The 12098-nt window shown below is 68.4% G+C and carries 10 protein-coding genes; 7 read left to right on the forward strand and 3 right to left on the reverse strand.

What is annotated here, in order from left to right; genetic code table 11:
• Positions 1-82 precede the first annotated feature (82 nt).
• Genes purU through VAR608DRAFT_RS15285 form a run of 4 tightly spaced genes read left to right on the forward strand, consistent with a single transcriptional unit; the run spans position 83 to position 3562 of the window.
• Positions 83-928, forward strand: coding sequence for a formyltetrahydrofolate deformylase (purU, locus tag VAR608DRAFT_RS15270; protein WP_088954822.1), 846 nt, complete (start codon positions 83-85; stop codon positions 926-928).
• A gap of 32 nt (positions 929-960) precedes the next feature.
• Positions 961-2466, forward strand: coding sequence for an FAD-linked oxidase C-terminal domain-containing protein (locus tag VAR608DRAFT_RS15275; protein WP_088954823.1), 1506 nt, complete (start codon positions 961-963; stop codon positions 2464-2466).
• 2 nt (positions 2467-2468) lie between these two features.
• Positions 2469-2828: a CidA/LrgA family protein gene (locus VAR608DRAFT_RS15280; RefSeq protein ID WP_088954824.1), complete on the forward strand. Its 360-nt coding sequence runs from the start codon at positions 2469-2471 to the stop codon at positions 2826-2828.
• Positions 2829-2836: 8 nt separating this feature from the next.
• A complete protein-coding gene (locus VAR608DRAFT_RS15285) occupies positions 2837-3562 on the forward strand; it encodes an LrgB family protein (RefSeq protein WP_088954825.1) in 726 nt (241 codons plus the stop codon).
• 2 nt (positions 3563-3564) lie between these two features.
• On the opposite strand, the gene VAR608DRAFT_RS15290 is transcribed toward VAR608DRAFT_RS15285, so the two are convergent.
• From VAR608DRAFT_RS15290 to VAR608DRAFT_RS15300, 3 genes are all read right to left on the reverse strand, one after another.
• Positions 3565-3942, reverse strand: a complete 378-nt coding sequence (locus VAR608DRAFT_RS15290) for a YXWGXW repeat-containing protein (protein WP_088954826.1) — start codon at positions 3940-3942, stop codon at positions 3565-3567.
• A gap of 148 nt (positions 3943-4090) precedes the next feature.
• Positions 4091-7390 (reverse strand): carboxyl transferase domain-containing protein, encoded by a 3300-nt coding sequence (locus VAR608DRAFT_RS15295; protein ID WP_088954827.1) that lies wholly within the window; start codon positions 7388-7390, stop codon positions 4091-4093.
• Positions 7391-7394: 4 nt separating this feature from the next.
• Entirely contained in the window at positions 7395-9008 is a 1614-nt protein-coding gene (locus VAR608DRAFT_RS15300; RefSeq protein WP_088954828.1) for an AMP-binding protein, read from the reverse strand.
• Positions 9009-9096: 88 nt separating this feature from the next.
• On the opposite strand from VAR608DRAFT_RS15300, the gene VAR608DRAFT_RS15305 reads away from it, so the two are divergent.
• From VAR608DRAFT_RS15305 to rocF, 3 genes are all read left to right on the forward strand, one after another.
• Positions 9097-9786, forward strand: coding sequence for a TetR/AcrR family transcriptional regulator (locus VAR608DRAFT_RS15305; protein ID WP_088954829.1), 690 nt, complete (start codon positions 9097-9099; stop codon positions 9784-9786).
• Positions 9787-9806: 20 nt separating this feature from the next.
• Positions 9807-11054 (forward strand): branched-chain amino acid ABC transporter substrate-binding protein, encoded by a 1248-nt coding sequence (locus VAR608DRAFT_RS15310; protein WP_088954830.1) that lies wholly within the window; start codon positions 9807-9809, stop codon positions 11052-11054.
• 84 nt (positions 11055-11138) lie between these two features.
• The gene (gene rocF, locus VAR608DRAFT_RS15315; protein ID WP_088954831.1) at positions 11139-12050 is read left to right on the forward strand and encodes an arginase; all 912 of its coding nucleotides are present in this window, start codon (positions 11139-11141) and stop codon (positions 12048-12050) included.
• The last annotated feature ends 48 nt before the right edge of the window (positions 12051-12098 follow it).

The raw sequence follows: 12098 nt of genomic DNA on the forward strand, positions 1-12098 counted from the left end.
TCCTCGTGGGTGAATTCTTGCCGGAAGGGCCATTTTGGCACCGGCATTGCGGTCCGGGCTCCCTGCGACAATGGCCATGCTTATGACCTCCGCCTACATCCTCACCCTTTCCTGCCCCGACCGCACCGGCATCGTCCATGCCGTCTCCGGCTTCCTGCTCGATCGCGGCGGCAACATCGAAGAAGCGGCGCAGTACAACGACCACGGCACCGGCCTGTTCTTCATGCGCGTGGGCTTCGCCTGCGACGAGAGCGAAGCCGCGCTGCGCGAGCAGATCGCCGAGCTGGCGGCGAAATTCGGGATGACCTGGAAGCTCTACGCGGCCGCCGAGCCGATGAAGACGGTCATCATGGTCAGCAAGGAAGGCCACTGCCTCAACGACCTGCTGTTCCGCTGGAAGAGCGGCCTGCTGGCCATCGACGTGCGCGCCATCGTCTCGAACCACCGCGACTTCTACCAGCTCGCGGCGAGCTACAACGTGCCCTTCCACCACATCCCGGTGACCGCGGCCACCAAGGCGCAGGGCGAGGCCAGGCAGCTCGAGATCATCGAGTCCGAAGGCGCCGACCTCGTGGTGCTCGCGCGCTACATGCAGATCCTGAGCAACGACCTGTGCACCCAACTGGCGGGCCGCGCGATCAACATCCACCACTCGTTCCTGCCGAGCTTCAAGGGCGCCAAGCCCTACTACCAGGCGCACGACCGCGGCGTGAAGCTGATCGGCGCCACTGCGCACTACGTGACCGCCGACCTCGACGAAGGCCCGATCATCGAGCAGGACGTGGAGCGCGCCGACCACACCGACACCGTGGAAGACCTGACCGCACGCGGCCGCGACACCGAAACCCAGGTGCTCGCGCGGGCCGTGAAGTGGCACAGCGAGCATCGCGTGCTGCTGAACGGGCACCGGACCGTGGTCTTCAAGTAGCGGCCCATCCATCCAAGCAGGGGGGATTCACCATGAACGCGCCCACCACACCGCTGCAGCAATCGGCGCTGGAAAAGTCCGAACGGCAGGCCCGGATCGTCCAGGCGCTGCAGCCGCACCTGCCGGCCCATGCGCTGATCTGGAACGCTGAGGACACGGTCCCCTATGAATGCGACGGCCTCACCGCCTACCGCCAGCGCCCACTGGTGGTCGCCTTGCCGGAAACCGAGGCGCAGGTCGCCGCCGTGCTCAAGGCCTGCCACACGCTCGGCGTTCCGGTGGTGGCGCGCGGCGCCGGCACCGGCCTCTCGGGCGGCGCGATGCCCAACGCAATGGGCGTGACGCTGTCGCTCGCCAAGTTCAATCGCATCGTCAAGATCGACCCGGTCAGCCGCACCGCCGTCGTGCAGTGCGGCGTGCGCAACCTCGCGATCAGCGAGGCGGCCTCGCCTTTCGGGCTTTACTACGCGCCCGATCCGTCGAGCCAGATCGCCTGCACCATCGGCGGCAACGTGGCCGAGAACTCGGGCGGCGTGCATTGCCTGAAGTACGGCCTGACGCTGCACAACGTCTTGCGGGTGCGCGGCTTCACGGCCGAAGGCGAGCCGGTCGAATTCGGCGGCGAGGCGCTCGACTGCGCCGGCCTCGACCTCTTGCCGCTGGTCATCGGCAGCGAAGGCATGCTCGCGGTCACGCTCGAAGTCACGGTCAAGCTGGTGCCCAAGCCGCAGCTCGCGCGCTGCATCATGGCGAGCTTCGACGACGTGCGCAAAGCCGGCGATGCGGTCGCCGCGGTGATCGCCGCGGGCATCATCCCGGCCGGCCTGGAGATGATGGACAAGCCCATGACCGCCGCGGTCGAGGACTTCGTGCATGCCGGCTACGACCTCGACGCCGCCGCGATCCTGCTGTGCGAATCCGACGGCACGCCCGAAGAGGTCGAGGAGGAAATCGGCCGCATGACCGAGGTGCTGTGCGGCTGCGGCGCCACCGCGATCGCCTGCAGCGAGAACGAGGACGAGCGCCTCAAGTTCTGGAGCGGCCGCAAGAACGCCTTCCCCGCCTCGGGCCGCATCAGCCCCGACTACATGTGCCTGGATTCGACGATCCCGCGCAAGCGGCTGGCCGACATCCTGCTAGCGATCCAGGACATGGAGAAGAAATACAACTTGCGCTGCTGCAACGTCTTCCACGCCGGCGACGGCAACCTGCATCCGCTGGTGCTGTTCGATGCCAACGACCCCGACGAGCTGCATCGCTGCGAGCTGTTCGGCGCCGACATTCTGGAGACCAGCGTCGCGATGGGCGGCACGGTGTCGGGCGAGCACGGCGTGGGCGTGGAAAAGCTCAACAGCATGTGCGTGCAGTTCACGGCCGAGGAGAACGAGCAGATGTTCGGCATCAAGCGCGCCTTCGATCCGGCCGGCGTGCTCAATCCCGGCAAGGTGATCCCGACGCTGCAGCGCTGCGCCGAGTACGGCAAGCAGGTGTTCCGCGCCGGGCAGCCGCAAGCCTTCGCGGACATTCCGCGCTTCTGAGCATGAAGGGACTGCAAGGCCTGGCCTGGCTGCTGGTGTTCCAGTCGATTGGCGAAGTTCTTTCGCGCGGCCTCTCGCTGCCCTTTCCCGGCCCGGTGCTCGGCATGTTGCTGATGCTCGCGGGCCTGCGCTTTCCGGTCGTGCGCGAGCCGGTGGCCGAATGCGCGGGCTTTCTGCTCACGCATCTTTCGCTGCTCTTCGTGCCGGTCGGCGTCGGCGTGATGACGCATCTCGCGCTGCTCAGCCAGTACGGCGGGCGCATGCTGATCATCATCGCGCTGTCGACCTGGATCGGCCTGGGCGTCACCGCGCTGGTGCTCTGGTGGCCGGACCGCAAGAGCGAAACGCGAACCGAGCCCTGAGGATCACCGTGCCGCGCTTCGTCGAACTCTGGATCTATCTTTCCGCCACCCCGCTGTTCGGGCTCACGGCCACGCTGGTCGTCTACCTGATCGCGGCCGCGGTGTACGCGCGGCTCGGCGGCGCGCCCTGGGCCAACCCGGTGCTGTGGTCGGTGATCGTGCTCGCGGGCGGGCTGCTGCTCACGCGCGTGGACTACCAGACCTACTTCGCCGGGGCGCAGTTCATCCACTTCCTGCTCGGCCCCGCGGTGGTCGCGCTCGCGTGGCCGTTATGGCAGCGCCGCGCCGAGCTGCGCGCGCGCTTCGGGCGGCTGGTGCTCGCATCGCTCCTGGGAGGCGCCGCGGCCGGCGGATCGGCCGTCGCTTTGGGATGGGCGCTCGGGTTGCCGCACGACGTGGTGCTGTCGCTCGCGCCGAAGTCGGTGACCGCGCCGGTCGCGATGGGCATCTCGGAAAGGATCGGCGGCATCCCGGCTCTGTCAGCGGTGTTCGCGGTGCTCACCGGGATGATCGGGGCCCTCTCGGGCAAGTACCTCTTCGACATGCTGCGGATCAGCACCAGCCCCACGGGCTTTGCGGCGCGCGGCTTCGGCCTGGGCACCGCCGCGCACGGCATCGGCGCCGCACGTGCCTTGCACGTCAACGCCGATGCGGGCGCCTATGCGGGATTGGCGCTGGGCATGCAGGTGGTGCTGGCCGCACTCCTCATGCCCCTGGTGTTCCGCCTGTTCTGAAGTCAGCCCCGGTTCGGGTCGTAGGGATGATGGTCGTACCGGTTCGGTATGCCGTCATGGTCGCTGTCCCAGCGGCCGTGTTGGTATTCCCAGCGGCCATCGCGTTCACGCCATTCCGGTGCGCGGTAGGCATAGCCCGGCCTTTCGCGCATCCAGTTGCCGCGATTCCACACATGGTGATGGCCGTTCCACTCGTAGTGGCCCGGTGCCCAGACGTAGCCCGGGCGCGGCGGCGGAACCGGCTCGTAGCGCGGCGGCGGCGGCGCGACCTGCACCGAGATCACGGCCTGGGCCTGCGCAGCGGTCGGCGCGACCATCGCGGTGCCCACCGTCAGCACGGATGCGACTCCCATTGCGAAAGTGACAGCGAGTTTTTTCATGGGGACTCCTTCGAGTTGCTGGAGACTTCATCCTCCACGCCCCATGTGAACTGCTTGTAAGCCGCTGACGAAGTGTTGTGTAGAGCTGTGACTTCCCTGGTCGACCGGAACGCACGCGTAGGCCTGCTCCTGCAGAAGCACGCGCGATTCACCAGGTATCGACGTAGGCCGTTGCCTCGCGCTTCGACGCGGCGCAAGACGCCAGGCCGCGCACCAGCCAGGCGCGCGTATCCGCCGGATCGATCACCGCATCGATCTCCAGCGTCTGCGCCATGTGGATCGCCTCGCCGTTCGCGTACTGCTGCGCGACCAGCTTCCTGAACAGCGCGTCGCGCTCCGGCCCTTCGGCGGCGGCTTCGAGCTCCTTGCGGAAGCCGAGCCGCACGGCCCCTTCGAGCCCCATCGCGCCGAACTCGCCGGTCGGCCACGCGACCGTGAACACCGGCGCGTCGAAGCCGCCCGCAGTCATGGCCTGCGCGCCGAGACCGTAGCCCTTGCGCAGCACCACCGCGAAGTAGGGCACCCGCAGATGCGATGCAACCATGAACATACGGCACACGCGGCGCACCTGCGCCTGCGCCTCGACCTCGGGGCCGACCATGAAACCCGGCGTGTCGCACAGCGCAACCAGCGGCAGGCCGTGTGCATTGCACAGTTGCATGAAGCGCGCGGCCTTGTCCGCGGCCTCGACATCGATCGCGCCGCCGAGGTGATGCGGGTTGTTCGCGAGCAACCCCACCGGCTTGCCCTCGATGCGCGCGAGCGCGGTCACGATGCCGGCGCCGAAGCCGGCGCGCAGTTCCAGCAGCGAGCCGGTGTCGGCCACGCCGCGCATCGCCGCGCGCACGTCGTAGACGCGCAGGCGGTTCTCGGGGATCGCATGGCGCAGCGCGCGCGGATCGGCGCATTCCCAATCGCTCGTCCCTCCCTGGAAGTACGAGAGGTACAGCTTCGCGGCCGCCACCGCTTCGACCTCGTCCTTCACGAGGATGTCGATCACGCCATTGCGAGACTGCACGCTGCTCGGCCCGATCTGCTCCGGCGCGAAGCTGCCGAGGCCGCCGCCCTCGATCATCGCGGGCCCGCTCATGCCGATGTTGCTGGCCTCGGTCGCGATGATCACGTCCGCGCAGCCCAGCAGCGCCGCATTGCCGGCGAAGCAGCGTCCATGCACGATGCCGACGACCGGCACCTTGCCCGAGAGCGCCGCGAACTGGCTGAAGGTGTGGTTGTTGAGGCCGGCGACGATCGGCATGTCGGTGTCGCCCGGCCGGCCGCCGCCGCCCTCGGCGAACAGCACCACCGGCAAGTTCAACTGGTGCGCGATGCCCAGCATGCGGTCGGTCTTGTGGTGATTGCGCAGGCCCTGCGTGCCGGCGAGCACGGTGTAGTCGTAGGACATCACGACGCAGCGCGATTTCTCGGGGCCGAACCGTTTCGCATTGATGCTGCCGATGCCGGTCACCATGCCGTCGGCCGGCGTGTTGGCGATCAGGTCCTCGAGCGAACGGCGGCGCGTCTGCGCGGCGATCGCCAGCGCGCCGTATTCGGTGAAGTTGCCCGGGTCCTCGGCCAACTCGCACAGGTCGGCGATGTTCTCGCGCGCAGTGCGGCCGCCCTGCGCGTGGCGCTTCGCGACAGCGGCCTTGCGGTTCGCATCGAGCGTGAAGGCGTGGCGGTCGATCACCTTCTGCAGATCGGGGCGGATCGCGCCGAGGTCCTGCTCGGTACGCACCTCGCCTTCGACCGCATGGGCATCGACCGGCTCCAGCTTCACGAGGGACTGGCCTTCGACGAGGTAGTCGCCGGGCTCCGCGAGCAAAGCGACCACGCGGCCGGCCGCGGGCGCGTGCAGCAGGTGCTCCATCTTCATCGCTTCGAGCACGCCGATCTGCGCGCCGGCCGGGACCACGTCGCCGACGTCGACCTCGAACTGAACGAGCTTCGCGGGCATCGGGGCCTTGATGCGAAGGCCGTCTTCGTCGTCCGGCTGCACGGTCGCGTCGGCCTGGATCGCGGCCGGCCGCGCATGCTTCGCGACCGCCGCATCGATGTGGGCCGCCGAGGCGAGCAGGTCCGCCAGATGCGCTTCGACGAAACGCGTGTGCACGGCCTGCACGGCGAACTCGGGGCGCGTGCCGATCGCACGCAGGAGCGACAGATTGGTCGCGATGCCGTCGACATGGCACTCTTCGAGCGCACGCAGCGATCGTCGCACCGCATCGGCAAAACGCGGCGACGGCGAATGCACGATGAGCTTGGCGAGCAGCGTGTCGTAGTGCGGCGAAGGCGAAAGGCCCGCATAGCCGTGCGAATCGACCCGCACGCCCGGCCCCGCCGGCAGGTCGAATCGCGTCAGCGTGCCGCCGGACGGGCGCGCATTGCCTTGCGCATCGAGCGTCTCGGCGTTGATGCGCCACTGCACCGCGAAGCCGCGCTGCGCTGCAGTGCGAGTGCCGTCGATGCCCAGATCCGCGAGCGTCTGCCCGCTCGCGACGCCCACCTGGAGCTGCACCAGGTCGAGTCCGGTCACCGCCTCGGTCACCGTGTGCTCGACCTGCAGGCGCGGATTGGCTTCGATGAAGACGAAGGGCAGCGTCGTCGAGTGTTCGTCGACGAGGAATTCGAAGGTGCCGAGGCTCTGGTAGCCCACCGCCTTCGCCATGCGCAGCGCGGCCTGCGTGACCTTGTCGCGCAACGCTTCAGGCAGGGAGGGACTCGGCGCGATCTCGACCAGCTTCTGGAAGCGCCGCTGCAGCGTGCATTCGCGCTCGCCCAGGCTCGCGACCGCCTGGCCGTCGCCGAGCACCTGCACCTCGATGTGCCGCGCATTGCGCATCAGGCGCTCGACGTAGACGCCTTCGACGCCGAAGGCGGCCCTGGCTTCGGACATGCAGCGCGCATGGGCGTCGGGCAGCTCGTCGGCGCCGAGCACCGCGCGCATGCCGCGCCCACCGCCGCCGCCGATCGCCTTCACCATCACCCCGGCGCCGTCGGCCTGCTGCGCCGCGAAGAAGGCCTGCGCTTCGGCCAGCGTGACCGCGCCCGCGCTGCCGGGCATCACCGGCACGCCGCACTGCTCGGCCAGCGCCCGCGCACGCGCCTTGTCGCCGAAGAGCGAAAGCTGCCCGGGCGTCGGGCCGATGAAGCGCAGGCCCGCGTCGGCGCAGGCCTGCGCGAAGTCGGCGCGCTCGCTCAGGAAGCCATAGCCCGGGTGCACCGCATCGCAGCCGTGCGCGCGCGCGATCGCGATCAGCGCGGCCATGTCGAGGTACGCCGACGGCCCGGTGGCCGAGAGGGGAACCGCCACGTCGGCCAGCTGCACATGCAATGCCGCCGCATCGTCCTTCGCATGCACCGCCACGCTCGCGATGCCCAGGTCGCGCAGCGCGCGCACCAGCCGCACCGCGATCTCGCCGCGGTTGGCAATCAGAACTCTCTGCAGCATTCGATCAATCCTTCAACAGTCGGCGCAGCACCTTGCCGGCGCCTGTCGTCGGCAACGCATCGATGAAGCGAACCACGCGCGGTGCCTTGTAGCTGGCCATGTTGTCGCGCGACCAGGCGACGAGCGCGTCCGCATCGATCTCGGCGCCCGGCCTCTTCACGATGAACGCCTTGACCACCTCGCCCTTCTCCGCATCGGGCTGCGCAACCACGGCTGCCTGCGCTACGGCGGGGTGCTTGATGAGGATGGTCTCGACCTCCTCGGGGAACACGCTGTAACCCGAGACCTTGATCATTTCCTTGAAGCGGCCGATGAAGGTGAGGTAGCCGTCGGCATCGAGCTTGCCCATGTCGCCGGTGTGCACCCATCCGTTGCGCAGGGTCGCGGCGGTGGCTTCGGGCTTGTTCCAGTAGCCCTTGAAGGTGCCCGGGCTGGCGAGCACGATCTCGCCGATCTCGCCCGTCGGCTTGGCCGCGCCGGTGTCGGGATCGATGATGCGGATGGTCACGCCCGGCACCGCCACGCCCTGCGTGCCCCAGCGCGGCGCATGGTGCGGCGTGTAGGTGTCGCAGGTGTGGCTTTCGCTTAGGCCATAGGCGGCCTCGAACGAGCTGCAGTTCTTCGCGAAGCCGCGCCACTGCTGCGCCAGCGGCTCGGTGAAGGCGATGCCGAAGCTGGTCACCGGGTTCATGCTGAGGGTCGAGAGATCGATGCCGGCGATGCCCGGCACCTGCATGCACGCGACGTTCATCGGCGCGATGCTGTACCACCACGTGACTCTGTAGCGCTCGATCGCCTGCAGGGCGGCGCGGGGCTCGAAGCGGTGCAGCAGGACCGAGGTCGCGCCGGTGAGCACCGGCACGTTCACGCCCATCAGCATGCCGGCGATGTGATAGAGCGGCGCGATCGACAGCAGCACGTCGCCGCCGTTGACGCCGTTGCAGTCGGCCGCGGCGCGGGTCTTGAAGAGCGCGTTGCCGTAGCTGAGCATCGCGCCCTTGGGCAGGCCGGTGGTGCCCGAGGTGTAGGTCATGAGCGCGACGTCATCCAGCGACAGCGCCACCGGTGCGGGGCGCGCGCCGCTCTTCATCACGGCGAGGAAGTCTTCGCACCCTGCCGGCACGCTGCGCGCTTCGCCTTGCGCAGCGGCCACCTCGGCGGGCAGGTCCAGTGCAGGCGACGCGGGCAGCAGGTCTGCGTAGTGCACCACGAACACATGCGCGAGTGCGCTCGTCGCCCGCACCTTGTCGACCACCGGCAGCAGCGACGATGCCGCGACGATCACGCGTGCCTTCAGGTCGTTCACCTGGTAGGCCAGCTCGTGCTCCTTGTTGAGCGGGCCGCTTGGGCAGACGATGGCGCCGATCTTCTGGATGCCGTAGTGCGCGACGAGGTACTGCGGGCAGTTGTTGAGGAAGAGCACCACCGGATCGCCCTTGCCGACACCGATCGCCTGCAGCCTCGCGGCGAAGGCATCGCTCGCGGCATCGAGCTCGGCGTAGCTCATCGCGTGGCCGTACCAGATGCAGGCCGGATGGCTGCCGCGCTCGCGCGCATGCGTGCGCAGGTACTCGTGCAGGGGCTGCTGCGGTCGGTCGGGAAGCTGGGTTGTCTCCATGGCGTCACTCCAAGGTCTGTGATCTTCGGGTTATCGATAGGGCTTGGCCGCTTGCCAATCGCCGCATGGTGCACGAACAATCCTACCCATGGGTATAACTTCGGCGACACCGCACAAACCCTCTGGGCAAGGCCCTGCGCCCGCCGCGCGGCCCGACCGCCCGCAGGGCACGGGCCGGCAGCGCGCCGCCACCGCGGGCACCGACGTGCAGCGCGAGCGCATCCTGCAGGCGGCCACGCAGCTCTTTGCGACGCAGGGCTACGCCAACACCACGATGGCGCAGATCGTGCGCGCGCTCGATGCGACCAAGCCCTTCGTCTATTACTACTTCCGCGACAAGCAGGAGATCTTCGAGACGCTGTCGTGGCGGCCCGCGGTGGACTGCTTCACCGCGATGGACTTCCCGCCCGACGACCACCGCCGCGCCGTCCTGAAGGTCAAGGAAGGCATCGAGCGGCTGATCCGCGCCACCATCTCGCACTACCCCTGCGCCTTCTTCGCCTACAAGGAGCCGCAGGTGTACCGCCCCGAGTACCTCGCGGCGCAGAAGAAGCTCGCGCATCACTTCTACGACCAGCTCTTTCCGCTGCTGGAAGAGGCGCGGCGCGACGGCGACCTCGACTTCGGCGAAACCAAGATCACCGCGTTCGCGGCGCTGAGCCTGCCGGGCTTTCTCTTCAGCTGGTACAAGCCCGACGGCCGTCTTTCGCCGGAAGAAATGACGGCCGAACTCTCGAAGCTCGCATGGCGCGTGATCGGCCTGCGCGAGCGCCGATAACCACCCACCGGAGACAGTCCATGAAGTTCCCTTCCCTGCTCGCGCCCGTGGCGGCCGCGGCGCTCGTCACCGCCGGTTCGGCGCACGCGCAGCAGACCTACAAGATCGCCTACATCGACCCGCTCTCGGGCCCCTTCGCGAACGTGGGCGAGCTGATGCTCACGCACACCCAGTTCGCGATCGAGGACATCAACGCCAAGGGCGGCGTGCTCGGCGGCACCAGGCTGCAGCTGCTCCAGTTCGACAGCAAGCTCTCGGCGCAGGAGAGCCAGAGCGCGCTGCAGGCGGCGATCGACCAGGGCGCGCGCGCGATCGTCACCGGCGGCTCGGGCTCGTCGGTGGTGAGCTCGATCGTGCAGGCGGTGAACAAGTGGAACCAGCGCAACCCGGGCAAGGAGCTGCTGGTGCTCAACCACTCGTCGATCGACCCCGAGCTGACCGGCAGGCAATGCAGCTTCTGGCACTTCCAGACCGATGCGAACACGGCGATGAAGATGAAGGCCATCGCCAACTACATCAAGAAGACGCCGGAGGTGAAGAAGGTCTACCTGCTGAACCAGGACTACGCGCACGGCAAGCAGTGGGCCAGCTACGGCCGCCAGTTGGTGGGCCTCGCGCGGCCCGACATCCAGTTCGTCGGCGAGACGCTGCACCCGATCGGCCGGGTGAAGGACTTCGCGCCCTATGTCGCGAACATCCGCCAGTCGGGCGCCGATTCTGTGATCACCGGCAACTGGGGCCAGGACATGACGCTGCTGCTCAAGGCCGCGGGCGATGCGGGCTACGACCTGCACTACTTCAACCACAGCGCCGGCTCGGTACCGGGCACCGTGCTCGCGGTGTCGCAGGCGAAGATCGGACAGCTCACCTGGGTGGCCGAGTGGCATCCGGGCCAGGCCGATTCGCCGAAGGTCGATGCGCTCGCCAAGGCCTACAAGGCCAAGACGGGCAAGGACTTCCTCGCGCCGCGCATCGAGATGACGCCGCGCCTGCTGGCTGCCGCGATCAACAAGGCCGGCAGCATGGACACGCCCAAGGTGGCGAAGGCCATGGAGAACCTCACGTTCGATTCGGTGGTCGGCCCGGTGCGCATGCGCGCCGAAGACCATCAGCTGCTGATCCCGCAGGTGGTCAACACCATCGCGCCGGTGGACGGCAAGACGGTGAAGGTCGGCTGGGAAGGCACCAACTACGGCTTCCGCACCGATGCGGTCTACAGCGGCAACGAGCTCGCGCAGGGCACGGACTGCAAGATGGCGCAGCCCTGAGCGGGCGGCCCCCTCGGCAACCCGGGGGCGGGCCCGGTCCCGATGCTGTACCGTTAGGCATCGCACTTCCGGAGGCCCCTGCCCATGACCGCGACCCTGCAACTCATCGGCGCACCGACCGATATCGGCGCCAGCACGCGAGGCGCCGGCATGGGCCCCGACGCGCTGCGCGTGGCCGGCCTCGCGCAGACGCTCGCGCGCCTCGGCTTCGAGGTCATGGACCAGGGCAATCTTTCCGGGCCGGCGACGCCCTGGATCGCGCCGACCGCCGAGCTGCATCACCTCGACGAAGTCGTGGCGTGGAACCGGGCGGTCTACGACGCCGTCGATGCCGCGCTCACGGCCAATCAGCTGCCGATCCTGCTGGGCGGCGACCACAGCATCGCGGTCGGCTCGATCAGCGCCATCGCCCGGCATGCGCGACAGCGCGGCAAGAAGCTGCGCGTGCTGTGGCTCGATGCGCATTCCGATGTCAACACCGAGACCACCAGCCCGAGCGGCAACCTGCACGGCATGCCGGTCTCGTGCCTGCTGGGCCACGGCCCGGAAGCGCTGACGGGCTGGAGCGGCGAACGCGCTGCGCTCGAGCACGACGCGATCCGCTTCATCGGCATCCGCAGCGTCGACGCGCATGAAAAAGCGGCGATCCGCACGATGGGCCTCAACGTGTTCGACATGCGCCACATCGACGAGCACGGCATGCGCACCACCATGACCGAGGCGCTGCAGGACGTGGACGAGGACACGCACCTGCATGTGAGCTTCGACCTCGACTGCCTCGACCCCGACTACGCGCCCGGCGTGGGCACCGGCGTGCGCGGCGGGCCGACGTGGCGCGAGATGCAGCTTTGCATGGAGATGATCGCCGACACCGGCCGGCTGTCGTCGCTGGACGTGGTCGAGCTCAACCCGGCGCTGGACGTGCGCAACCGCACGGCGGAAGTGGCGGTGGAGCTGATCGAAAGCCTGTTCGGCAAGTCGACCTTGTCCCGGTAAGGCCCGGATTCCGTTGGCCGGCGGGTTCTCGATGACGCAGCGAGTTTC

Source organism: Variovorax sp. HW608, from assembly GCF_900090195.1.
GTDB lineage: Bacteria > Pseudomonadota > Gammaproteobacteria > Burkholderiales > Burkholderiaceae_C > Variovorax.